This is a genomic window from Nitriliruptor alkaliphilus DSM 45188 (assembly GCF_000969705.1).
Taxonomy (GTDB): Bacteria; Actinomycetota; Nitriliruptoria; order Nitriliruptorales; family Nitriliruptoraceae; genus Nitriliruptor; species Nitriliruptor alkaliphilus.
The window spans coordinates 3,903,275-3,927,642 of the sequence record NZ_KQ033901.1; the positions used below are offsets into that span (position 1 = coordinate 3,903,275).

At 71.1% G+C, this 24,368-nt stretch carries 19 protein-coding genes and 1 pseudogene; 12 read left to right on the forward strand and 8 right to left on the reverse strand.

Annotation, left to right across the window (positions count from 1 at the left end):
- Positions 1–6: 6 nt before the first annotated feature.
- Entirely contained in the window at positions 7–1,713 is a 1,707-nt protein-coding gene (locus NITAL_RS18075; RefSeq protein WP_052667563.1) for a VanW family protein, read from the reverse strand.
- A gap of 179 nt (positions 1,714–1,892) precedes the next feature.
- Between NITAL_RS18075 and NITAL_RS29010 the strand changes: the two are divergent.
- A pseudogene (locus NITAL_RS29010) lies at positions 1,893–2,489 on the forward strand (SDR family NAD(P)-dependent oxidoreductase); the annotation flags it as partial.
- A gap of 166 nt (positions 2,490–2,655) precedes the next feature.
- Here the strand turns inward: NITAL_RS29010 and NITAL_RS18080 are convergent.
- The 6 genes from NITAL_RS18080 to NITAL_RS18105 all read right to left on the reverse strand — a co-directional run bounded on the left by NITAL_RS18080 (position 2,656) and on the right by NITAL_RS18105 (position 9,845).
- Positions 2,656–4,425: a glycoside hydrolase family 3 protein gene (locus NITAL_RS18080; protein WP_052667564.1), complete on the reverse strand. Its 1,770-nt coding sequence runs from the start codon at positions 4,423–4,425 to the stop codon at positions 2,656–2,658.
- A 268-nt stretch (positions 4,426–4,693) separates the two neighbouring features.
- The gene (locus NITAL_RS18085) at positions 4,694–5,596 is read right to left on the reverse strand and encodes a carbohydrate ABC transporter permease (protein WP_211262496.1); all 903 of its coding nucleotides are present in this window, start codon (positions 5,594–5,596) and stop codon (positions 4,694–4,696) included.
- Positions 5,593–6,561, reverse strand: coding sequence for a carbohydrate ABC transporter permease (locus NITAL_RS18090; RefSeq protein ID WP_211262497.1), 969 nt, complete (start codon positions 6,559–6,561; stop codon positions 5,593–5,595). Before NITAL_RS18090 ends, NITAL_RS18085 begins: the two co-directional genes overlap by 4 nt.
- Before the next feature lie 38 nt (positions 6,562–6,599).
- The gene (locus NITAL_RS18095) at positions 6,600–7,931 is read right to left on the reverse strand and encodes an ABC transporter substrate-binding protein (RefSeq protein ID WP_052667565.1); all 1,332 of its coding nucleotides are present in this window, start codon (positions 7,929–7,931) and stop codon (positions 6,600–6,602) included.
- Between the two features lie 85 nt (positions 7,932–8,016).
- Entirely contained in the window at positions 8,017–8,949 is a 933-nt protein-coding gene (locus tag NITAL_RS18100) for an N-acetylmuramic acid 6-phosphate etherase (RefSeq protein ID WP_052669792.1), read from the reverse strand.
- On the reverse strand, positions 8,949–9,845 hold the full coding sequence (locus NITAL_RS18105) for a MurR/RpiR family transcriptional regulator (protein ID WP_052669793.1): 897 nt from the start codon (positions 9,843–9,845) through the stop codon (positions 8,949–8,951). The genes NITAL_RS18100 and NITAL_RS18105 overlap by 1 nt, the downstream gene beginning before the upstream one ends.
- Positions 9,846–10,152: 307 nt before the next feature.
- Between NITAL_RS18105 and NITAL_RS18110 the strand changes: the two genes are divergently transcribed.
- The 11 genes from NITAL_RS18110 (at position 10,153) to NITAL_RS18160 (ending at position 22,839) form a co-directional block, all read left to right on the forward strand.
- The gene (locus tag NITAL_RS18110) at positions 10,153–11,466 is read left to right on the forward strand and encodes an exo-beta-N-acetylmuramidase NamZ family protein (protein ID WP_052667566.1); all 1,314 of its coding nucleotides are present in this window, start codon (positions 10,153–10,155) and stop codon (positions 11,464–11,466) included.
- A 128-nt stretch (positions 11,467–11,594) separates the two neighbouring features.
- Positions 11,595–13,343 carry a serine hydrolase domain-containing protein gene (locus NITAL_RS18115; protein ID WP_052667567.1) on the forward strand — a complete coding sequence of 583 codons (1,749 nt, stop codon included), beginning with the start codon at positions 11,595–11,597 and terminating at the stop codon, positions 13,341–13,343.
- Positions 13,344–13,495: 152 nt separating this feature from the next.
- Positions 13,496–14,218: a GntR family transcriptional regulator gene (locus NITAL_RS18120; protein WP_052667568.1), complete on the forward strand. Its 723-nt coding sequence runs from the start codon at positions 13,496–13,498 to the stop codon at positions 14,216–14,218.
- A complete protein-coding gene (locus NITAL_RS18125) occupies positions 14,215–15,171 on the forward strand; it encodes an N-acetylglucosamine kinase (protein WP_052667569.1) in 957 nt (318 codons plus the stop codon). Before NITAL_RS18120 ends, NITAL_RS18125 begins: the two co-directional genes overlap by 4 nt.
- On the forward strand, positions 15,168–16,403 hold the full coding sequence (gene nagA, locus NITAL_RS18130; RefSeq protein WP_052667570.1) for an N-acetylglucosamine-6-phosphate deacetylase: 1,236 nt from the start codon (positions 15,168–15,170) through the stop codon (positions 16,401–16,403). The genes NITAL_RS18125 and nagA overlap by 4 nt, the downstream gene beginning before the upstream one ends.
- A gap of 77 nt (positions 16,404–16,480) precedes the next feature.
- Positions 16,481–17,809 carry an ABC transporter substrate-binding protein gene (locus tag NITAL_RS18135; protein WP_052667571.1) on the forward strand — a complete coding sequence of 443 codons (1,329 nt, stop codon included), beginning with the start codon at positions 16,481–16,483 and terminating at the stop codon, positions 17,807–17,809.
- A 127-nt stretch (positions 17,810–17,936) separates the two neighbouring features.
- Positions 17,937–18,848 carry a carbohydrate ABC transporter permease gene (locus tag NITAL_RS18140; protein ID WP_342674235.1) on the forward strand — a complete coding sequence of 304 codons (912 nt, stop codon included), beginning with the start codon at positions 17,937–17,939 and terminating at the stop codon, positions 18,846–18,848.
- A gap of 13 nt (positions 18,849–18,861) precedes the next feature.
- Entirely contained in the window at positions 18,862–19,758 is an 897-nt protein-coding gene (locus tag NITAL_RS18145) for a carbohydrate ABC transporter permease (RefSeq protein ID WP_083441731.1), read from the forward strand.
- Positions 19,755–20,774, forward strand: coding sequence for a Gfo/Idh/MocA family protein (locus tag NITAL_RS18150; protein WP_211262500.1), 1,020 nt, complete (start codon positions 19,755–19,757; stop codon positions 20,772–20,774). The genes NITAL_RS18145 and NITAL_RS18150 overlap by 4 nt, the downstream gene beginning before the upstream one ends.
- Positions 20,771–21,790 carry a Gfo/Idh/MocA family protein gene (locus NITAL_RS18155; RefSeq protein ID WP_052667572.1) on the forward strand — a complete coding sequence of 340 codons (1,020 nt, stop codon included), beginning with the start codon at positions 20,771–20,773 and terminating at the stop codon, positions 21,788–21,790. Before NITAL_RS18150 ends, NITAL_RS18155 begins: the two co-directional genes overlap by 4 nt.
- Before the next feature lie 8 nt (positions 21,791–21,798).
- The gene (locus NITAL_RS18160; RefSeq protein WP_052669797.1) at positions 21,799–22,839 is read left to right on the forward strand and encodes an SIS domain-containing protein; all 1,041 of its coding nucleotides are present in this window, start codon (positions 21,799–21,801) and stop codon (positions 22,837–22,839) included.
- Here NITAL_RS18160 and NITAL_RS18165 read toward each other — a convergent pair.
- Positions 22,829–24,361, reverse strand: a complete 1,533-nt coding sequence (locus tag NITAL_RS18165; RefSeq protein WP_052669798.1) for an alpha-amylase family glycosyl hydrolase — start codon at positions 24,359–24,361, stop codon at positions 22,829–22,831. The two genes, NITAL_RS18160 and NITAL_RS18165, sit on opposite strands and share 11 nt — an antisense overlap.
- Positions 24,362–24,368 lie beyond the last annotated feature (7 nt).

The window sequence follows — 24,368 nt, forward strand, 5'->3', positions numbered from 1 at the left end:
CGGGCTTCAGTCCTCGGGCTCGTAGCGGTGCACGTACGACTCCTCCTCGGTCGAGCCGTCCGGGTAGGTGATCGTCCGGCCGTACTCCACCGTGAAGCCGTCGCGCTCCTGTCCCGGGACCCGGTCGCGGGGGTCGTCCGTCCACGTGTCCACCTCGGCCCACGGGCTGCTGACGAAGCGCACCGTGACCTCCGACTCGCTGTGCGAGGTGACCACGAGGATCGCGTGGGGCGAGTCGTTCTCGACGACCACGTCGATGTGGCCGAACGACAACGTGGCTTCGCGACCCATCGGGTAGCGCTCGAAGTAGTAGGAGTGTGGCTGGAACTCCACGATGGCGATGCCGGCGAACCACGCGGCGTTCAGGAACGTGGTGCCGAGCTGGCTGGAACCGCCACCGACGACCGAGATCAGCTCACCGTCGGCGTCGATGAACCCGTTCTCGACGAACCCACGCTCCCGGGTCCGCGGTCCGATGGCCTCGTTGAGCGAGAAGCGATCGCCCGGGTGGATGATCGAGCCGTCGAAGAGGTCCGCGCCGAGGTGGATGTTGTGGTTGCGGGCCTCGCCGGGCGTCAGCGGGGTGCTGAAGCTCGACACCACCTGCTCGATGCCGAGCTCCTCGGCGTCCTGCCGCGACAGCTCGGGCTCGGTGGTGTCGCCGGCGAGCTCGCCCGCTCGATCGTCGTCGCGGGTGGCGAGCTCGAGGACGCGGAACGCGGTCCGATCGACGTCCACGGCGAACCCTGGTGTGCCGCCGACGATCTCGACGGTGTCGCCGGTGACCTCGAAGTCGGCCTCGACCGGTGGCTCCTCCAGGGCTCCGATCCCCTCATCACCGAGGTGATCGGCGAGACGGTCCCCATCGGTGTGCACGGCCAGACGTGCACCTTCCGGCTCCTCCGGTCGAGCGAGCACCACCAGCACCGACGCCAGGTCGCCCGGGGCGAGCACCAGGTCCTCCCCCGCCGACGGGTTGGTCAGCGTGACCGACGCCGAGACCGCGAGTTCAGCACGTGGCACCACAGCCTCCAGGTCCACGTCGGTGATGTCCGGGGTCCGCGTGCGCGCCGGGACCTCGACCCGCACCTCGCCGGGGCGTTCGACGCGGCCGGCCACCTCCTGGGCGAGCGGACCGGGATCGACCTCGCGCCCCTCGCGCGGATCGGTGACCGCGACGTCGACGGTGTCGTCCTCACCGTCCCGAGCGACCAGCTCGACGGCGGCGTCCCGCACGGGCTGTGACAGCTGGTCGGCCGCGTCGGTGGCCCACCGCGCCAGCTCGCGCCGGTCGGCGGTCACCTCGATGCCGACGTCGACCGTCCCACCCATCCGGGCGCGGGCGTGGTCCCTCAGGGCGCGCAGGAACCCGCGGCGGCCACGTTCCCACGCGGCGTCGATCGTCGCCTCGCGGTCCACGGACGCGCCGACCCCTGCGCGATCGGTCTCGAGTTCGCCCTCGCTCGCGACGACCACGACCGGGTCGGCCAGCCGAGCCTCCGTCCGTGCGTCGACGGTCGCGACGAGCTCGGCCCGTGACGCTCCGCCGACGGACTCACCGTCGACGTGCACGCCGGTGAGGACCGTCTCCCCCTGCCCCCGCTGGAGCCCCACCAGGAGGATGTACGCCGCGGCCAGGACGAGCAGGATGGCCCCCACCGCGAGGACGACCCACCTCGCCGCGGGACGCTCCAGGAGCGGGGACTCAGCCACGGTACGACGCTACGAGGTCCCCCGCCGCGGGCCGTGACCGAACGACGGCACACCCCGGCGAGTTCCGCCTCGGAGCGGCGGTCCACGGCCGTCCGACCCCTGTCCCGTCGACGTCCAGGCGCCTGGCGGAAGGGGGGCCCACCCCACACGATGGGACCCCGACCGAGGAGGAGGACCGGATGGCTCACCCGGTCACCGACGCGGTCGTCGTGGTCACGGGCGCGTCGAGCGGTATCGGCCGCGCCACGGTCGAGATGCTCGCCGAGGGCGGCGCCACCGTCGTCGCCGTCGCGCGCCGCGAGGGTCCCCTGGAGGACCTCGCCGAGGCGTTCCCAAGCGACGACGACGGCCGGGGGCGGGTCCTGGCGATGCCCGCCGACGTGACCGACGCCGACGCGCTGGAACACATCGCCGCTGACACCGTCGGCCGGACCGGCAAGCTCGACGCCTGGGTCAACAACGCCGCGGTCCGGCAGTACGGGCGCTTCGAGGAGGTGCCGCTCGAGGAGTGGCGCCGGGTCCTCGACGTGAACCTGTTCGGCTACGTGCACGGCGCTCGGGCGGCCCTCCCGTGGTTCCGCGAGCAGGGCGCCGGCGTGCTGATCAACGTCGCCTCCGTGCTCGCCAAGGTCCCCTCGCCGCTGCAGAGCGCCTACGTCACCAGCAAGTACGCCATCCGCGGGCTGACCGAGTCGCTGCGCCAGGAGCTGCTCGACGCGCCCGAGATCGAGCTGTGCACGGTTCTGCACGGCCCGATCGACACGCCCTTCTTCCAGCATGCCGCGAACCACACCGGCGTGGTGGTGGGGCGACGACCGCTGCCCGCCGTGGCCGGAGCTGTACCGCACCGCCAGCCAGGCCTTCGGCGCCCCGCCCCACGGCTCGTGACGCGCCGGAGCCCCGACGACCGGGTGGCCGGCGGGGCTCCGGAGCTGCGCGCCGCTAGTAGCCGAGCCCGTGCCCGAAGGGGTAGAGCACACCGCTGCCGTCAGCGGTGGGGATCGTCACCGGCAGCAGGCCGGTGGGCTCGGTCTCGCCGAACAGCACCTCGCCAGCGCCGGCGTGGTTGACCGCCCGGGTCCCGTAGGTCGCCACGTACGCGTCGACCTGCGGGTAGTACGCGATGTCGTAGGCGTCGCGGGTGCCGATCGCCAGGACCGGAGCGTCGCCCTCGGCGAGGTCACGCGCGAGCTGCGCCTGACCGGGGTTGGCCCAAGCACGCCACGTGGCTGCGACCACGAGGTCGGCATCGCTGGCCGCCGCGACCGCCGCAGCCCGCTCAGAGGCGTTCGGGTTGGTCGCCACCGTGTGCGTGGTGACCGAGAGGCCGCGGTCCTGCAGCTCGCCCGAAAGGTCCGCCACGTTCGCGGCCGCCGGCCCCACCACCACCACGTCGCCCGCCCCTGCGTCGAGTGGCAGGACGTCGTCATTGTGGATCACCGTCGCGGCACGCCGCGAGATCTCGAGCGCGGTCTCGAGGTGGGTCTCGTTGCCCACCACGCCGCCGACCGCGGACTCGTCCACGAACGGGTCGTCGAACAGGCCACGGTCGTACTTGACCTGCAGCACGCGACGAACCTTGGCGTCGAGGTCCTTGCTCGCGATCTCACCCGACCGCACCGCCTCGAGTACGGCCGCCGTCGCGGCGTCCATGTCCTGGGGCATCAGCAGGACGTCGGCGCCAGCCTGGAGCGCCATGACCGCAGCCTCCTCGGCACCCCAGTGGTCCACGATCGCCTGCATCTCCATCGCATCGGTGACGATCACCCCCTCGAACCCGAGATCGCCGCGCAGCACCCCGGTCAGCACGTCGTGGGAGAGCGTGGCGGGCAGGTCCGGGTCGATCGCCTCGATGATCACGTGCGCCGTCATCACCATGTCGGCCCCGGCGTCGATCGCAGCCTGGAACGGCGGCAGGTGGACCTCGTCGAGGACCGAACGGTCGTAGGTCACGATCGGCAGGCCGTAGTGCGAATCCACCTCGGTGTCACCGTGGCCCGGGAAGTGCTTCGGCGTGGCGGACACGCCACGTGACTGCATCGCGGTGACCGACGCGCCACCGAGCGCACTCACGAGGTCGGGGTCCTCGCCGTAGGAGCGGATGCCGATGACCGGGTTCAGCGGGTTGGTGTTCACGTCGACGACCGGGGCGAAGTTGGCGTTGATGCCGACCGCCCGCAGCTCATCGGCCAGCATCGCCCCCTGCGCCGCCGCCAGTTCCGTGGAGCGCGTAGCGCCGAGCGCCATGTTGCCCGGCCACACCGTCGCCGGTTCGAGGATGCGTTGGACGAGGCCGCCCTCCTGGTCGATGGTCAAGGTGAGCGGCACGCCGCTCGCGCTGGAGGTGGCGACCTCCTGCAGGCCGTTGGACAGCGTGGCGACCGCCTCCGGGCTGTCCACGTTGCCCGACCAGGCGAAGTAGATGACGCCTCCGAGGTCGTACTTCTCGACGACCTCGGCCGGCGTGTCGACCCCGTAGGTCGCCTGGTTCTGCGCTGCCATCGAGGTGTCGTCGGCGCTCGAGCCGTAGACGTGGGTCCAGAACAGCTGGCCGACCCGCTCCTCGAGGCTCATCCGGTTCAGGGTCGATTCGATGAACCCGCGCTCGGCCGAGACCGGCGGGCCTGGCCGTGTCTGTGCCGCGGCCGGTAGGGCCAGCAGCAGGGACGCGCTCGCGATGAGCGCGACGAGACGTAGGCGTCCGCGACGCATGGTGATCCCTCTCCCGTCACGCTGACCACCGTGCGTGGCCAGCGTCTCTGGTCTTGAGGTACAGACCACTCGTGACGCTAGAGGTCGCCCCCGGAGGGGTCAAGGCCGACGATGAACGGCGCCAGGCGAGGCCGCAGAACGCACGCAATCGGCCTGACAACGATCAGATACTGCAATGGCGGGAACGATGGCCACGGGTTCGTCGGGCGCCGAGCCACCCGCTGCGGCGTTGAGGTACAGACCACTTCTGCCATCGAGGGGATCGGGATCACATCTTCCCGATCCCCGCCGTGAGGCCCGCGATGATCTGTCTCGTCGCCGCGAGGAACAGGACGATCAGCGGCAGCGTCGCGATCAGCAACCCGGCGAACAGCGTCGACCAGTCGGTCTGGTACTCACCGAAGAACCGGGTCATGCCCACCGGCAGCGTCCACTTGTCGCTGCTGCGCAGCAGGACCAGCGGGAAGAAGAAGTCGTTCCACAGCGGCACGAACTGGAAGACCATGACGGTCGACAACGCCGGTCGCACCAGCGGCAGCATGACCCGCGAGAAGATCTGGAACTCCCCCGCACCGTCGATCGCTGCAGCGTCAGCCAGGTCCCCCGGCAGCTGCCGGAAGAACGCGGTGAGGATGAAGACGCTGAACGGGATCCCGGTCGCGGCGTACACGAGCACGAGGCCCGAGCGGGTGTCGACCAGGTTCAGGCCGTCCAGGAGGAGGAACAGCGGCAAGATGGCCAGGCGGAACGGCAGCATCAGGCCGGACAGGAAGAACAACGACAACGCGCTGCTGCCACGGAACCGGTAGCGACCGAGCGGGTAGGCGGCCAGCACGGACACCGTCGTCGCCAGGAGGACCGACGCGATGGTGATACCGAGCGAGTTGAAGAAGTAGCGGCCGAAGTTCGCGTCGGTCCACGCGGTCGCGTACGAGTCGAGGGAGACCCGTTCGGGCAGCGCGATGGGGTCAGCGAAGATCTCCGACGTCGGACGCAGGGAGTTGAGCACGACGAGCAGGAGCGGGGCGACGACCACGAGCGCGTAGCCCCACAGGACCGCGCCGATGGCGAGCGACGAGACGGTGGGTCGGCGCCGCGTGCGCCGGTGGGTCGCCCGGGGCGGCGCGTCGGTCTCCTCCGGTCGCGTACGCACCTCGGTCAGTCCGCTCACGACAGCCGCTCCTCGAGCCGCCGGAAGACCCGTTGGAAGACCAGCGAGAGCCCGAAGATGAAGGCGAACATGAGCACCGCCAACGCCGAGGCGACCCCGAAGGCGTCCACGCCCCCACGGAAGGCGGTGCGGTAGAAGAGCAGGCCGAGCACGTCGGTCGAGCCCGCCGGGCCACCCTCGACACCGCCCATGGCCCAGATGAGGCCGAAGACGTTGTAGTTGCCGATGAAGGTCAGGACGGTCACCGTGCCGACCACCGGCACCAGCAGCGGCAGGGTGATGCGGAAGAAGGTGTTCCACGCCCCGGCACCGTCGACGTAGGCCGCCTCGTGCAGCTCGTCGGGGATGGCACCGAGCGCGGCCCCGAACAGCAGCAGCGGGAAGCCGATCCACTGCCACGCGTTGACCACGATCACGACCGGGAGGGCCGTGCTCGGATCACCGAGCCACGGCACCGCGAGCGACTCGAGGCCGATCCCCCGGAGCAACGCGTTGACCGGCCCGAAGGTCGGGTTGAGGATCAGCGACCACAGGTACCCGACCACCAACGGGGCGAACAGGTACGGCAGCGTGTAGATGGTGCGGAACAACGTCTTGCCCCACCGCGTCCGCTGCAGGAGCACCGCCAGGAACAACCCGAAGGTGTTCTGCAGGACCATGGTTCCGGCGAAGAAGTAGGTGTTGTGCAGGAACGCTCGCGGCAGCTGTTCGTTCAGGGGGTAGCGCGTGAACAGCTCCACGAAGTTGGCGGTACCGGCGAAGTCGCCGCGTGCCGTCCCTCGCCACTCGAAGAGGCTGAAGTACAGCGCCTGGACCAGGGGCACCACCATGAACAGCCCGTACAGCACGAACGCCGGCAGGATGAACGCGGCGAGCACGCGCGCCGGCGGGACCCGCCCCTGCCCCGCTGAGGGCGAGGGGCGGGTCCACCGTCGTGCGCGACGAACGGTGCTCGTGGTCGCCACCGCGGTTCACCTGACGTCGTCGAGCCTGGTCGCTCGGATCAGCCCTGCGGGTCGAACCACTGCTCCACCCCGCGTTGCAGGCTCTCGGCGACCTCCTCCGGTGAGGAGTCACCGAGCATCAGCTGCTGCATGCCGGCCCCGATCAGGTCCGTCCCCGAGGGCTCGCCGTACCGGAAGTCGGTCAGGAGCAGGTAGGGCGTCGGCGCCTCCTCGTACAGGGCGGCGATCTGCTCGAGCAGCTCGTCCTGCGGTTCGATACCGGGCTGCGCCGACAGCTGGTTGATCTCGTCGGCGAACAGCTGCCCGAACTCCTCCGAGCCCATCCACTCCACCAGCGCCATCGCCTCGTCCGGGTGCTCGCTGAGCGCGCTCACACCGTAGGAGCCGTCCACCCAGCCGGGTGTGACCGCGCCGCTCGGCCAGCCACCGTCCGCCGGGAGGCGGAAGGCCCCGAGGTCGAGGTCCGGGGCGTCGCTGCGCCAGAAGCCGACCTCGAACGAACCACCGAGGAACATCGCCGCGCGGCCGGTCGTGAACAGGGCACGCGAGTCGTTGTAGTCCACTCCGACCGCCTGGGCGGGCATGTACGGCAGGAGCTGCTCGACCAGCTCGACCGAGGCGACGTAGTCGGGGTCGGTGAAGTCCCGCTCCCCGGCCAGCACGGCGTCGCGGAAGTCGGACGCGCCGTACCGCGCAGCGCCGACGCTCTCGTGCACGATCGGCAGCATCCACTCGTCGCCACCGCCGTTGGCGAGCGGGTCGTACTCGGACGCCGCGATGGTGTCGAGCACGTCGATGAAGCCGTCCCAGTCCTCGGGCTCGTCGAGCCCGAGCTCGTCGAAGATGCCACGGTTGTAGAACGCGACGAGCGCCTGGATCCCGAACGGGACGCCGTAGATCCGTCCGTCCTCCAGACCGCGGGCGCCGTCGAGGACCTCCTCCTCGAAGCGGTCCAGCGTGGCGACCTCACCGTCGAGCGGGAGCAGCTGGCCCGCCTCGACCAGCGGCTGCAGGCCGCCGTACGCGCGCAGCTGCGCCACGTCGGGCCCACCGCTTCCGGTCAGGCCGGTGGCGAGGATGTTGTTGTAATCGGTGTTGACGTAGGGCACGAACTCCACCGTCACGTGCGGGTTGTGCTCCTCGTAGACCGCGAAGATCTCCTGGTACGCCGCCTCGTCCTCGGTCCGCCAGGACCAGACGGTGAGCGTCACGTCCTCCGCGTCGCCCGCAGCTCCGTCGCCGGCGTCCGCGGCGTCACCCCCGTCGTCGGCGGTGTCGCCGCCCGCACCTCCGTTCGTGTCGTCGTCCCCACCCTCTCCGCCGCAGGCGGCGAGCACCAGGCTCGTCGCCAGCAACGTCGCGGTGGCCACCCGTGTGAACCGTCTCCTGTACATCAGTTCCCGTTCCTTCGATCCGTGCTCCCACCTCGCCCCGCACCGGGACGAGGGTCACCTGTCACGTCCCGAGCCGGCCCAACGCCCCACGGACGCTGCCGTCAGCGGCCGCGAGCGATCGACGAGCCTCGCCGACATCCGCGTCGGTGAGCAGGCTGACCAGCGCCGCCTTCGTGTCCCCGTCGGCGTCCCGCAGCCGTTCGGCGCAGTCGTCACGCGACCGCCCGGTCGCCTCCATGAGGATCGACAACACCCGCCCACGGAGCTTGGCGTTGCTCGGGGCGACGTCGACCATGAGGTTCGAGTAGGTCTTGCCCAACCGCACCATCAGGGCGGTCGAGAATGCGTTGAGGACCAGCTTCTGCGCCGTCCCGGCCTTCAACCGTGTGGACCCGGCGATCGCCTCGGGTCCGGTGTTCACGGCCAGGAGCAGTTCGAGCCCCTCCGGTGGCGTCGCGGTCACCGACGAGCACACCAGCGCCGTGGTCGCGCCGCGAGCGGCCGCGACGGTCAGCGCACCGATCACGTACGGGGTCCTGCCGCTGGCCGCGAGCCCGATCACCACGTCCCCGGCCCGCACGGCATCGGCATCCGCCTCGCCGAGGGCCCGGTCGTCCTCGAGACCCTCGACGGCCGCGATGAACGAGAGCGAGCCGCCCGCGTGGTGGGCGACGACCCGGTCGGGGTCGGTGGAGAACGTCGGCGGCAGCTCGGCGGCGTCCAGGACCGCGATGCGGCCGGAGGTGCCGGCGCCGACGTAGTGGATCGTGCCGCCCGCGCGGTACGAACGCACCGCGGCGTCCACCAGCTCCGCGAGCTGCGGGAGGACCGCACGGACCGCGCCGGGCACCCGCGCGTCCTCGTCGTTGAGCAGCTCGAGGATCTCGAGGGTCGGCACCACGTCGATATCGACGGTCGCGGCGTTGCGCAGCTCGGTCGAGCCGTCGACGATGATGGTCTCGGCGTCGCCGGTCGGTCCCGACGGCTCGTGGATCACCGGGCCCCCCCGGGTGTCGCGTCACGCCGCGTGGGCCGCACGGCGAGGTAGGTCCGATCGAGCGCTGCCAACGTCCCGTCGTGATCCTCCCGAGCGACCCCCACGAAGAGGCAGTCCACGATGGTCAGCTGGGCGACGCGGCTGGCGATCGCGCCCGAGCGGTAGACGGATTCGTGGACGGCCGTGGTCAGGACGACGTCGGCCACCTGTGCCAGCGAGGACCGCCGGAAGTTCGTGATCGCGATGCTGGTCGCTTCCCGTGCCGCTGCCTGCTCGAGCGGATCGATCACGTCGCTGGTCTCACCGCTGTGCGACAACGCGATCACCACGTCCTCGGGTGCGAGCATGGCGGCCGAGGTCAACGCCGCGTGCCGATCCGTGCAGGCCGAGGCCGCGATCCCGATGCGCCGCAGCTTCTGTTCGAGGTCGGTGGCGACGAGTCCCGATGCGCCGATCCCGTGGATCTCGATCCTGCGTGCGCCGCGGACGACCTCGATGGCACGAGCGAGCGCCGCGATGTCGAGGTTGGCCACGGTGTCCGCGATCGCGCGGGTGTCCGCGGCCCCCACCTTCTCGACCACCTGCCCGAGGGTGTCCTCGGGCAGGACGTCCAGGCCGACGCTGGAGCGCCCCTCCGCCGCGCTCCGACCAGCCTCGGACGCCAACGCGATGCGCAGCGCGGGGTACCCGTCGAAGCCGACGTTCCGCGAGAAGCGGACCACCGTGGCCTCGGACGTGCCGCACCGCTGCGCCAGCGCCGTGATCGAGAGGTGAGCGACCGCGGACGGATCGTCGAGGACGGCGCGACCGACCCGCTGCTCGGCCGGCGCGAGCGACGGCAACAGACTGCGCACCGCCACCGTTGCCGGCAGCTCGAGATCGGGTCCGGTCATCGGCTCGTCCTCCTGCACGGGGCGACCATCCCGGGTGATGGAAACTTCCCGTGTGCACTGCCGCTCGGCTCGAAACTTTCTTACAGCTCAACGGCGGAACCTTCCAAGAGCCGGCCGTCGATGTCAAGCACGGACCCCGCTTCCGCGATCGCGCTGCGCGCGGCGACCAGCACCGGGACCTGCGTCCTAGAAAACTCTTGACGGTGCTGGCTTGCTGTAGGTAGACAATTTCCGAGCGGGAGGGTCCGCAGGCACCACGGGAGCCACCTGCACGACCCGCCCGAACCACCCACGAGAGGGAGCACCCATGTCCACCGCACTGCCACGCAGGCTGGCCGGCATCCTCGCACTCGCCCTGCTGCTGTCCCTGGTCGCCGTGTCGTTCGCCACCGCGTCCCCCGGTCGTGGCAACCCGCCCGGACCGCAGCTCGAGCTCGGGCTCGAACGCCTCGTCAGCGACCGGCTCGACCTTCTGGCGGGTCAGCGCGTCGGCCTCATCACCAACCAGACCGGCGCGACCCGCGACCTCGAGCACGGCATCGACCTGCTCATCGCCGCACAGGACGACGGCGACTTCGAGCTGACCGCCCTCTACGGACCCGAGCACGGGGTCCGCGGCGGCGCGCCCGCCGGCGCCTACGTCCCGAGCTACACCGACGAGCGCACCGGCCTGCCCGTGTGGTCGCTGTACGGGCCGACCCAGCGCCCGACCGCGGAGATGCTCGAGGATGTCGACGTGTTGCTGTTCGACATCCAGGACATCGGTGCGCGGTTCTACACCTACATCTGGACCATGTACTACGCGATGGACGCAGCCGCCGAGCACGACAAGCGGTTCATCGTCCTCGACCGTCCGAACCCCCTGGGCGACCGCATGGATGGTCCGATCCTCGACCCCGCCCTGTCCTCGTTCGTCGGTCTGCGTGAAATCCCGCTCCAGCACGGTATGACGGTCGGCGAACTGGCCCACCTGTTCAACGCCGAGTTCCTCTCCGACCCCGTCGACCTCGACGTGGTGACCATGCGCGGCTACCACCCGCGCTTCTTCGAATCTGGCTGGGATCTACCCTGGGTCCTGCCCTCCCCCAACATCCCCACGCAGGAGACCGCCTGGGTCTACCCCGGCCTCGGGCTGATCGAGTCGGTCAACGTCTCCGAGGGCCGCGGCACCACCAAGCCGTTCCAGTGGTTCGGCGCCCCGTGGATCGACGAGACCGAGGCCTACGCCCTGGCCGACGACCTCAACCAGCGTGGCCTGCCGGGGGTCACCTTCCGTCCGATGTTCGCCCAGCCGACGGCCTCCAAGCACGCCGGCCAGTTCTCGGGCGGTCTCGAGGTCCACGTCATCGACCCGTCGCGCTTCGAGGCGGTCCGGGTCGGCGTGCACGTCCTCGACGCGCTGTTCAGCCACATCGACGAGGTCGACTGGCGGGAGGGCACAGGCTGCCGGACGGAGGCGCACATCTGCTGGATCGACCGCCTCAGTGGCGACAAGGACGTGCGCTTCCAGCTCGACGCCGGCGTGGATCCGGACGAGATCGTCGATGGCTGGCGGCAGGAGCTGGCCGACTTCCGTGAGCTCGCGGCGCCGCACCGGCTCTACCCGAACAGCGGCCGCTGATCGGTGACGCGGCGCGGGCGACGCGCGCCCGCGCCGCCTCGTCACGTCCATCCACCTCCGACGTCACGCCCACCCACCGGCCGTCACGCCCACCCACCGGCCGTCACGCCCACCCCAGGGAGCCACCCGTGCGCTACCGACGTGCTGTCACCGTCCTCGCCTGCACCACCCTCCTGTCGATGCCGCTGGCGACCTCGGCCCTCGCGGGACCCGGACGAGGAGCACCCGGGTCGATCGACGGCCCCTGGGACCGCAGCACGTCGCCGCCACGGATCCTGCGCGAGGGCACACCACAGCAGGCCGGCCTCGTGGCCGAGCACCTGGCCGCCGTCGAACCGGCCCTCCGGTCCGGGCTGGAACCCCAGCCGACCCCCGTCTACCCCGGCGCCGTCGCCCTCGTGGTCGGTGACGGCGTGATCGCCGAACGATCGGCGGTCGGTCACGCCCTGCGGTGGAACGATCCCGACACGCAGCTGCCCGAGGACGAGTGGGTCGAGGTGCGCGACGACACGATCTTCGACCTGGCGTCGCTGTCGAAGCTGTTCACCGCCGTGGCGATCATGCAGCTGGTCGAGGACGGTGCTCTCGCCCTCGACGACCGAGTCGCGGATCACATCCCGGCCTTCGGTGCCAACGGCAAGCAGGACGTGACCGTCGGGCAGCTCCTGACGCACACGTCGGGGCTCGCCGCGTGGCTGCCGCTGTACAGCGCCTACCCGGACCGCGACAGCCGGATCGCCGCGGTTCACGGAGCAGCACCGACCGCCGAGCCGGGGTCCCGCTACCTCTACAGCGACCTCGGCCTGATCGCCCTCGGCGAACTCGTCGGTGCGGTGTCCGGTCAGCCGCTCGACCGGCACGTGGCGGAGCGGATCACCGGACCGCTCGGGATGGACGACACCGGCTACAACCCCGACCCGTCCCTGCGCGAGCGCATCGCCGCCACCGAGTACCAACCCTGGGCCGGGCGCGGCCTCGTCCACGGTGAGGTCCACGACGAGAACGCGTGGTCGCTCGGCGGTGTGGCCGGGCACGCCGGCGTGTTCGCCACCGCCGACGACCTCGCGGTGTTCGCCCAGATGCTGCTGAACGGGGGCCGCTACGGGACCGTCCGGATCCTCGATCACGCCACGGTCGAGGAGATGATGACCGAGCGTGTGGCCGAGCTCGGCACCACGGCGCGGCGTGGCCTCGGACCCGAGATGGCCGCGCGCTTCTACCACGACGCCATGACCTCCCCCCACAGCGCGGGCCACACCGGCTTCACCGGGACGTCCTTGGTCATCGACCCCCACACCGACACCATCGCGATCCTGCTGACCAACCGGGTGCACCCGAGCCGTGACTGGGCCCCGGTCAACCCCGTCCGGCGGGCCATCGCGCGGGCGACCGCACGCGCCGTGCCGGTGCGACCCCTGGCCCAGGGCGAGGCCTGGTTCTCCGAGCTGTCCACCGGATCGGACCGGACGCTGACCGTCCCGGTCGAGGCTCCTGCGGGTGCGGTCCTCGAGGTCGATCTGTGGTTCGACACCGCTCCCGGTGACCACCTGGTCTTCGAATCCTCCTCCGATGGAGGCGAGACCTGGCAGCCCCTCGCCGGCGAGCTCACGGCGTCTGGTGCGCACCCGCGGTCGACCGACGGCCAGGTGTCGGGCTGGGGCGAGCACCGGTGGTGGTCGGCCACCTTCCCCCTCCAGGACCACGCCGGCGAGCGTCACCTCAGGGCCCGCTACGTGTCGGAGGCGCTCGCGAGCGGCCGGGGGGTCTACCTCGACGGGGTACGCGTCGTCGGACCGGACGGCCCCGTTCTCGACGATCGGCGGCCCGAGCACCGCCAGCGGTTCACCTCCGACGGATGGACACGCACGCAGGACTGACCGAGAGGAACCAGATCTCGATTTTGGTCTAGACCAAAGGCACCGTTCCCTGTTACTGTCCGTGCAGGGGGCGGCGCCACGAACGCGTGGACGACGCCCGAAGGTGCCGCTATCGCCGCAGTTGCGGTGATCGAGGGACGGACGAGGCGACGGTGACCACGACGACGAAGTACGAGGTGGTCCGGACCGCCCTCCTGGACCTGATCGCCGGGGAGACCGTCGGCACCGCGATCCCACCCGAGCGCCAGCTCGCCGAACAGCTCGGTGTGTCCCGCATGACGCTGCGGCGGGTCATCGGCGATCTGGTCTTCGACGGGTTCCTGACACGCCGGCAGGGCAGCGGCACGTTCGTGGGCAAGCCCAAGATCGCACAGCAGCTGACGATGACCTCGTTCTCCGAGGACATGCGACGCCGGGGCTTCCGCCCGAGCGCGCGGACGCTGTCGCTGGAGGTGACGTCCGCCGGGGCACGCATCGGACGGTGGCTCGACATCTCACCGACCGCGCACATCGTGCGGGCCCGCCGGCTGCGCCTGGCCGACGAGGAGACGATGGCCATCGAGACCCTCCACGTGCCGGAGGAACTGGTGCCCGGGCTGACCCGCCGCGACCTGGACACCACCAGCTTCTACGACCTGCTCCGCGAGCGGTACGGGGTGGCGCTCGGCGGTGGCCGCCAGACGATCGAACCGACCCTCGTCGACGAGGAGGAGGCCGCGATCCTCGACGTTCCGGTGCACTCCCCCGCGTTCCTGTTCGAACGGGTGACGCGCGACACCGACGAGCGACCCGTCGAGTTCGTCCACTCCCTCTACCGCGGGGACCGCTACCAACTGGTGACCGACCTGCACCCACAGAACCGGGGCAGCGCGTGAGCCCACCGAGGATCCTCGCGATCGACGGCGGCAAGACCGGCTGCCGAGCCGCCAGCTTCGGCCCGGAAGGACGGGGACCGACATCGACCGGTCCCGGGATCGAGAACGTCGTCGCTCCTGGAGCGTTGGCGCTGATCCGGTCGGCGCTCGAGGTGAGCATCGGCGACCTCGCCCGGCAGACCCCCTTCGACGTGGTGTGTCTCGGTCTGACGGGGGTGCTGCAGCCCGGCGGCCACGCCGCCGCCGTCACGAGCCTGCTCGAGGACATGCGGCTGGCTCGACGGGTCATCGTGACCAGTGACTCGGTCACCACCTTCTGCGGCGCCCTCGGGCTGCGACCGGGCGTCGTGGTGGCCGCCGGGACCGGCACGATCGGCCTGGCGGTCGGCGAGGACGGACGGCTGGCCCGCGTCGACGGGTGGGGCTACCTCCTCGACGACGCGGGCAGCGCGTTCGACATCGGTCGGGCCGGGCTGCGTGAGGCGCTCCGCGCCAGCGACGGACGTCGGGGCTCGGCCGCCCTGCGAGCTGCTGCCCAGGAGACCTTCGGGGACGCCGACGGCATCCTCGCTGCCGTGTACGGCGCCACCAACCCCGCCCGCGTCGTGGCTGGCTTCGCACGTGAGGTCACCGCGGCAGCGCTGGCCGGGGACGAGACGGCGACGAGGCTCCTCCGCGACGCGGGCCGGGCGCTCGCCGAGACCTGCGCCGCTGCCGCCAGCCGGGTGCTCGACCTCTCACGACCGGTCCCGGTCAGCTGGCAGGGCGGGGTCTTCCGGGCCGGCGATCTCGTCATCGAACCGTTCCGCGAGGCCCTGATCGGCGCGCTCCCCACCGCGGTACCGGCGCCTCCTCGCGGCGACGCGCTCGACGGGGCCGCGGCGCTCGCCTCGACACCCGACAGCACGGTCTTCGATGCGCTGCTGGAGCGCGGCGGGCGGGTGGCCTCGTGACCGCACTCCTGCTCTCCGGCACACGCATCGTGACCCCGGTCGGGGTGATCGACGACGGGTGGCTGCTCGCCGACGACGGCGTCATCCTCCAGCTCGGCCAGGGCCTGCCCGAGCCGGCCACGCTCGCCGCTGCCCGGGGCAGCGACGACGACGTCGAGCACATCGTCGCAGCAGGCGGCTGGCTGGTGCCGGGTTTCATCGACGTCCACGTCCACGGCGCGCTCGGCCACGAGACCATGGACGGTGAGGTCGACGGGCTCGCGGCCATGGCCGCGTTCTACGCCAGCCACGGCGTGACATCGTTCCTCGCCACCACCTGGACGGCGTCGACCGACGACACCCTCCACGCGCTGGACGGCGTCGCGCGGGCGCTGACCGAGCTCGACGCCGGCGCCCGGCTGCTCGGCGCACACATGGAGGGGCCCTACCTCAGCGCGCGGCGGTGCGGCGCGCAGGACAGCGCGGCGATCCGGCCGGCGGACGCCGCCGAAGCCGCACGCTTCCTCGACACGGGCGTGGTGCGGTTGATGACCGTCGCACCCGAGGTCCCCGGCAACCTCGATCTGGTCAGCGAGTGCGTCCGCCGCGGGGTCACCGTCAGCGCCGGCCACACCGACGCGACCTACGAGCAGGTCATGGTCGCGGTGGACCGGGGCGTGCGGCACGTGACGCACACGTTCAACGCCATGCGTCCCCTGCACCACCGCGAACCCGGCCTCGTCGGCGCTGCCATGACCGAACGCGTGCTGACCGTCGAGGTCATCGCCGACGGCATCCACGTGCACCCGACCGTCCTGCGCGCGCTGTACGACGCACGCGGCGGGCGCGGCATCGTGCTCGTGACGGACGCGATGCGTGCGACCGGCATGCCCCCCGGGCGGTACCCGATCGGTGACGACCGCAGCGTGGTCCTCGCCGACGGCGCCGTCCGTCTCCCCGATGGGGCCCTCGCCGGGAGCGTGCTGACCTTCGACACGGCGCTGCGCAACCTCGCGGCCGCGACGGGACGAGGTCCGGACCGCCTGTGGGCCTCCGCGAGCAGGAACGCGGCGCAGGTGGCCGGCGTCGCGGATCGCAAGGGAGCCATCGCGCGAGGCCAGGACGCGGACCTCGTGCTGCTGTCCGAGGACCTCGAGGTGCAACTCACCGTCGTCGAGGGCCGCGTCGTCCACCGGTGTGACCGGGAAGCCACCGACCAGCCGTCCGGCTCCCTACCGGGGGGAGCCACCTGATCGACCCGAGATCGACCCGAGATCGCGCGCTGCGCGCGACGTCCGGCACCGACCCACCGAGGGAACGAGGAACGCAGATGAGGAACCACAACCGATGGATGGCCGCCTCCCTGGCGGCGGTCCTGGCCCTGAGCGCGTGCGGCGAGGGCGACGACCCCCGCGACGCGACCGACGACCCAGCCACCGACGGCACCGACGACCCGGCTGCCGACGGGGACCAGGTCACCCTCCTGATCGAGAGCTGGCGAAACGACGACCTGGCCATCTGGGAGGACACGATCCTCCCCGCCTTCCACGAGGACCACCCCGACATCCGGGTGACCTTCCAGCCGTCGGCGCCGGACGAGTACAACGCCGCCCTCGAGGCCAAGCTCGGTGGCGGCACCGCAGGCGACCTGATCACCTGCCGTCCGTTCGACGTCGCGCTCGACCTCTACAACGACGGCCACCTCGCCGACATCACCGATCTGCCCGGGATGGACAACTTCGACGACGTCGCACAGAGCGCCTGGATCACCGACGACGGCTCCGAGGCGTTCTGCGTCCCGATGGCCTCCGTCATCCACGGGTTCATCTACAACCAGGACGCGTTCGACGAGCTGGGGCTCGAGGAACCGACCACCGAGGACGAGTTCCACGCGATGCTCGACCAGATCGCCGAGGACGGCACCTACGCCTCGCTGGCCATGGGCACCGCGGACCAGTGGGAAGCCGCGACCATGGGCTTCCAGAACATCGGACCGAACTACTGGGACGGCGAGGACGGCCGTCAGGCCCTGATCGACGGAGGCGAGCGCCTCGACGACGAGCAGTACGTCGCCGTGTTCGAGGAGCTCGCCAGCTGGGCGTCGTACCTGCCGAGCGGTTTCGAGTCCGTCACCTACCCGGACGCACAGAACCTGTTCACGCTGGGGCAGGCCGCGATCTACCCGGCTGGTTCGTGGGAGATCGCCCTGTTCCGCGAGCAGGCGGACTTCGAGATGGGAGCCTTCCCGCCGCCGCTGCCCGCCGGTCAGGACACCTGCTACATCAGCGACCACACCGACATCGCCATCGGCATGAACCCGGCGACCGACCACCCCGACGAGGCACGCACGTTCCTCGAGTGGGTCGCGTCGGCGGAGTTCGCCGAGCTGTACGCCAACTCGGTCCCCGGGTTCTTCCCGCTGTCCAACCACCAGGTGGACCTCGAGGACGAGCTCGCCCAGGAGTTCCTGTCGTGGCGTGGTGAGTGCGAGTCGACGATCCGCAACTCCTACCAGATCCTCTCGCGTGGCGAACCCAACCTCGAGAACGAGCTGTGGGACGTCAGCGCGCAGGTGATCAACGGGACCATGGAGCCGCAGGAAGCCGCCGAGCGGGCCCAGGAGGGTCTCGAGCGGTGGTACGAGCCGCACCAGGGCTGAACCATCCCCCCGGTCGGCGGGCGCGTGACGCGCCCGCCGACCTCCAGCGCCAGGAGCCAGCGTGGAAGGATCGGGGACCTCAGCCGACGCCGAGGAGGTCCGCACCGAGCGGGCCCTCACCGACGAGGTGGGGACGGTCGGGACGGCTGCCCTGCGGCCGTCCCGAGGCCGGCGTCCGAAGCTGCACCTGCTGGTCTTCCTCGGTCCCGCGGTGCTCATCTACACCGCGTTCATGGTCTACCCGCTGCTCGACTCCATGCGCCTCAGCCTCTACTCCCCCGCCGAGGGCGTCGAGGTGTTCGTCGGCCTCGACAACTTCGTCCGGCTGTTGACCGACGAGCTGCTCTCGGCCCGGTTCTGGAACGCCGTCGGCAACAACCTGGTGTTCTTCGCGGTCCACTTCTTCGTCCAGAACCCCATCGGCCTGCTGCTGGCCGCGCTGCTGGCGTCACCGACCCTGCGCGGCCGGAGCGTCTACCGGACGCTCTTGTTCATCCCGACCACGCTGTCGGTGGTCATCGTCGGGTTCATCTGGCAGCTGATCCTCAGCCCGCTCTGGGGGATGGTCGAGACCCCGCTGCTCGGTCGCGCGAGCACGGCCCTGTTCACGCTGTCGCTCATGAGCGTGTGGCAGTACATCGGCATCCCCATGATCCTGTTCTACGCCGTGATCATCTCCATCCCCGAGGACCTGGTCGAGGCGGCACGCGTCGACGGGGCCAGCGGGTGGCAGGTCTTCTGGCGCATCAAGTTCCCGCTGCTCCTGCCGACCGTCGGCATGGTCTCGGTGGTCACCTACGTGGCCAACATGAACGCCTTCGACCTGATCTACACCGTCAAGGGCGCGCTCGCCGGACCGGACTTCAGCACCGACATCATGGGCACGCTGTTCTACCGCACGTTCTTCGGCTTCCAGCTTCAGCGGGGGTCGTCGACCATGGGGGCAACCGTCGCGACCATGATGTTCCTGCTCATCCTCGCGGGGATCGTCCTCTACTTCTTCGGCTGGCACCGTCGTGTCCAGACCTACGAGCTGTGATGGAGCCCCGACGATGAGCACCGTCACCAGCGAGGCACCCGCCGCCGGGCGGGCGACCCCGACGCGGCACCGACCGGCCCCGACCTTGCGCACCAGGCTCGGGCGTCTCGGGCCGCACGCCGTGCTGCTGTTCTACACCCTCGTGGCGTGTGGCCCGATCGTGCTCATCATCATGAACTCGTTCAAGTCACGCCGGGCCATCTTCGATTCGCCCTTCACGCCCCCCACCGCGGAGACCTTCGACGCGGTCGGCTACAGCACGGTCTTCGAGCGGGCCCGTTTCGAGCTGTACTTCGGCAACAGCCTGGTGGTGACCCTCGCCGCGGTCTTCCTGGTCCTGCTGCTCGGCGCGATGGCGGCCTTCGCCCTGGCCGAGTACGAGTTCAAGGGCAACGCGCTGCTCGGGCTCTACCTGGCCGTGGGGATCATGATCCCGATCCGCCTCGGATCGGTCAGCATCCTGCGCATGCTGGTGAGCCTGAACCTGATCGACACCCGGACCGCCCTGGTCCTGGTGTACACCGCGATGGGGTTGCCGCTCGCGGTCTTCATCCTCACGTTGTTCTTCCGGCAGGTCCCGAAGGAACTCAAGGAGGCCGCTCGGGTCGACGGCGCCAGCGAGTACTGGGTCTTCCGGATGGTGGTCCCCCTGGTCCGTCCCGGGCTGGCGGCCGTCGCCGTGTTCACGATGCTGCCGATCTGGAACGACCTGTGGTTCCCGCTCATCCTCACCCCCGGTGAGTCGGTGCGGACGGTCACCCTCGGCGCGCAGCTGTTCCTCGGCCAGTTCGTCAGCGACTGGAACGCGGTGCTGGCCGTCCTGACGCTGGCCATGGTGCCGATGATGGCGCTGTACGTGATCTTCTCCAAGCAGTTCATGCGCGGCCTGACCTCCGGGGCGATCAAGTGACCCGGATCGGGATCGTCGGGGCCGGGTTCATGGGCACCACCCACGCGGCGGCGTGGGCCGCAGCCGGTGTGCCCCCGGCGGCCGTCATCGCCGGGCCGGACACGCCTCCGCGCGTGCTCGCCGACCGCTACGGCGCGGTCGCCCACACCGAGCTCGGACCCTTCCTCGAGGAGGTCGACGTCGTCGACGTCTGCGCGCCGACCCACCTGCACGCCGAGGTCGCCATCACCGCGGCGGACGCGGGCAAGCACGTGGTCTGCGAGAAGCCCCTCGCCCGGACCGTCGAGCAGGCGGCGGACGTGGTCGCGAGCTGTGCCGCGGCCGGCGTGCACCTGCTCGTGGCCCACGTGGTCCGCTTCTTCCCCGAGTACGCCGCCGCCAAGGCGGCGATCGACCGCGGTGTCATCGGACGCCCGGCGGTGCTGCGTCTGTCGCGAGCGACCTACCGACCTCACAAGGCGGCGGACAACTGGTTCCTCGACCACGTCAAGTCCGGTGGCCTGGTGTTCGACCTGATGGTCCACGACCTCGATCAGGCCCGGTGGCTCGCCGGAGACGTGACCTCCGTCTACGCCCGCGGCGTCGCCTCGGCTGGGCCGGAGGCCGGCGTCGATCACGTGGTGGCGGTGCTACGCCACGCCGGGGGCGCCATCTCCCACGTGGACGCCTCGTGGGCCCACCCCCCGCCGACCTTCCGGACCCGCGGCGAGGTCGCCGGCGACCTGGGTGTGGTGTCGTGGGACTCCGACCGTGATCAGCCGGTCCGCACCGTCTCCCGCGCGCAGGCGGGGAGCAGCGCGGCCATTCCACGCCCCACGACCGCGGCGACGCCCGACCCGTACGCGGCCCAGATCGCGCACTTCCTCGCGGTGTTGCGTGGGGAGACCAGCCCGATCGTCACCGCGGCCGATGGTCTGGCGGCGGTCGAGCTCGCGACCGCCGTGTCCGCGTCGATCGAGTCCGGAGGACCGGTCGCGGTGGGCGGGACCGACGAGGACACCGAGGTGAGCCGATGAGGATCGGTTTCCTCGGCGTGGCCCACGTGCACGCGGATGCCTACGTGGTCGCTCTCCGTGCCGCCGGGGCTGAGGTGGTGGGTGCGACCGATCACGATCCGGTCCGGGTCCGTGCCTGGTGCGACGAGCACCAGGTCCCCTGGTCTCCAGCCCGCGAACCACTGCTGGGCCGCGTGGACGGCGTGCTCGTCTGCTCGGAGACCACCCGGCACCGGGTGGACGTGGAGGCTGCCGCGGCGGCGGGTGTCGCCGTGCTCTGCGAGAAGCCGCTGGCGACCACCGACACGGACGCCCTCGCCATCGTCGAGGGGTGCACGGCGGCGGACGTGCCGCTCGTCACCGCTTTCCCGATGCGCTACAGCCTGCCGATGCGCCAGGTCGCCGAACAGGTCGCCGGCGGCCAGCTCGGGACGATCCTCGCCGCGCACGGCACCAACCAGGGCGAGCTGCCGATGCGCCACCGCTCGTGGTTCGTCGATCCGCGTGAATCCGGTGGCGGCGCGCTGATGGATCACGTGGTCCACCTCGCCGACGTCCTGCGGTGGCTGCTCGGGCAGGACCCGGTGGAGGTGTACGCGGCCACCAACCGCATCCTGCACGCCGGCGTCGTGCCGGTGGAGACCGGCGGTCTGGTCGTGCTGACCTACGCGGACGGCACCTTCGCGTCCATCGACTGCTCGTGGAGCAAGCCCGACGACTACCCCACGTGGGGTGGCCTCACCCTCGAGCTGATCGCCGAGGGAGGCGTCACCGAGGTGGACGCCTTCAGCCAGCACCTGGTCGTCCACGGGGGCCCACACGGCCCGCTCGGGTGGCTGGACTGGGGAGCGGACCCGAACCGTGGGCTCGTCGAGGACTTCCTCGCGGTGATGCGCGACGGCGTCGAGCCGAGGGCCACGGGCCAGGACGGTCTGGCCGCGACCCGCGTGGCGCTGGCCGCCGCACGATCGGCCGCGTCGGGCGAGCCGGTCACCCTCGACCACGTCCGCACCGACGAGCGAGCGGAACGCGCGTGAGCACCCTGATGGCCACCGAGATCGGCGAGCAGCCCGACGCCCTGCGTCGCACGTTCACCGACCTGCTGCCCCTGCGCGGCGAGCTACGACGCCTCGCCGGCGATCGACGGGACGTCCTGATCGTGGCCCGTGGATCGTCCGACAACGCCGCTGTCTACGGGCGCTACCTGCTCGAGGTCCACGCCCACCACGGGGCAGCGCTCGCTGCCCCGAGCCTGGCCACCCACTACGGCGTCGAACGCGACCTGTCCGACACCCTGGTGGTCTCCATCTCGCAGTCGGGCGAGACGACCGAGATCGTGGCCGCGCAGGCGTGGGCCGCCACGCAGGGTGCCCGGACGGTGGCGATCACCAACGGCGCCGACAGCGCCCTCGCGGCGGGGGCCGACCTCGCGCTCGTCACCCCTGCCGGACCGGAACGTGCGGTCCCCGCGACCAAGAGCTACACCAGCCAGCTCGCCGCGATCGCGGTCATCGCGGACGCACTCGGGCCAGCTGCCTCGTCGCTCGAACCGGCCATGGCCCGGGTACCCGACGAGGTCGCCGCGCTCATCGAGCGGCGTGCCGGGGTCGACGCCGCGGTCGATGCGCTGGCGTCGTCGCCGGCGACCCTCGTCAGCGGTCGAGGCATCGTGTACGGGACGGCGCTCGAGGTGGCGCTCAAGCTCGAGGAGACCTGCCTGGAGCCGGTACGGGGGCTGTCGTACGCGGACCTCCGCCACGGGCCGATCGCCATCGTCGGCGAGCGCAGCGTGTGCGTCCTGGTGGCGGCGGTTGACGGGCCCATGCTGCCCGGGATGACCGAACTCGCCGCACAGCTGTCCAGCCTCGGGTCGCGGACCGTCGGGATCGGCGGGGACGCCGGGTTCCAGGCCGCGTGTGACGTCGTCGTCCCGGGGCCGGACCTGCCGGAGGCGCTCGCGCCGCTCGGACTGATCGTCCCCGCGCAGCTGATCGTCGAAGCGCTCGCCCGGCGTCTCGGGCTGGACCCCGACGCGCCACGCGGCCTCTCGAAGATCACCGAGACCGACCGGAACGTCACGGGGTAGGCCGCACCACCAGGGCCTCGGTCGTGCCGAGGTGACCCGTGAACGGCGCACCTTCGCGGTGGCGTTCGGTGCTGACCACGACCGTGCCGGCGGGCGCCGCGATGTCACGGGGTTCGTCGGAGAAGTTCACGTGGACGTGCCGTTCGTCGCCGTCCAGCCAGCGTCGGTAGCTGAGCACGTCGGCGGTCCCGTCGAGCAACTCGAACCACCCGAGCGCCAACGCCGAGCTGTCGCGCCGTGCCGCGATCAGCCGCCGGTACAGGTGCAGCGTCGAGTCCGGGTCGGCCTCCTGGGCGGCCACGTTGTGGTCGTCGGTGTCCGGTGGCCACGGCAGCCACGGGTCGGCGGTGGGCCACCCGCGCGTCGGGGACGCGTCCCAGGGGATCGGGGCGCGGCAGCCGTCGCGCCCGCCGGGGTCGACGACGCGGTCCTCGGGCACCTCGGCATCCGCCAGCCCGAGCTCCTCCCCCGCGTACAGGAACGGCGTGCCGCGGAGGGTCAGCAGCACGACGGCGGCGGCGCGGGCCCTCGCCAGTGAGCCGTAGCGGGTCACCTGCCGGGGCGTGTCGTGGTTCCCGAGGGCCCACACCGGCCACGCATCCGCGCCGTCGAAGTGCGTGTAGGCGTAGGCCAGGACGTCTCGCCACGTGTCCCGCTCCCATGGCGCATACAGCAGCCCGAAGTAGAACGCCATCGGCAACCGGTCGTCGCCGACGTAGCGGACGACCCGTGCCGCGTCCGGCAGGTTCACCTCACCGACCATGGTCGCCTCGTACTCGTCGAGGACGTCCCGGATCTGCCCGAGGTAGGTGTGGGTGATCTCCTCGTCGTGGAACCCCGCCCGGGGCACCCCGATGCGTTCGGGAGGGTCGTCGGCGAGCGCCGCGTCCTTGCCGATCAGGTGCACCACGTCGGCGCGGAACCCCGCCACGCCACGCTCGAGCCAGAAGCGCAGCACGCCGACCATCGCGTCCCGCACGCCCTCGTTGGCCCAGTTCAGGTCCGGCTGCTGCGGCAGGAACAGGTGCAGGTAGTACTGACCGGTGTGCTCGTCGAAGGTCCAGGCGGGCTCGTCGGCGAAGTGGCGGGTCCAGTTGTTCGGCGGGCCGCCGTCGGGGGCCGGGTCACGCCACACGTACCAGTCGCGCCTGGGGTCGTCGCGCGACGATCGTGACGCCTCGAACCACGCGTGCCGGTCGGAGGTGTGGTTCGGCACCCAGTCGAGCAGGAGCGAGATGTCCCGCTCCCCGAGCTCCGCGACGAGCCGGTCGAGGTCGGCCAACGTCCCGAACAGCGGATCGACGTCGGTGTAGTCGGCAACGTCGTAGCCGAAGTCAGCCATCGGCGAGGGGTGGATCGGCGACAGCCACACCCCGTCGACCCCGAGCCGCTCGAGGTGTGCGACGCCAGCTGCGATGCCGGGCAGGTCCCCCACACCGTCCCCGGAGGTGTCACGGAACGAGCGGGGGTAGATCTGGTAGACGACCCCGGACGAGACGGCACGGCGCGACGACTCGGTCATGCCGAGC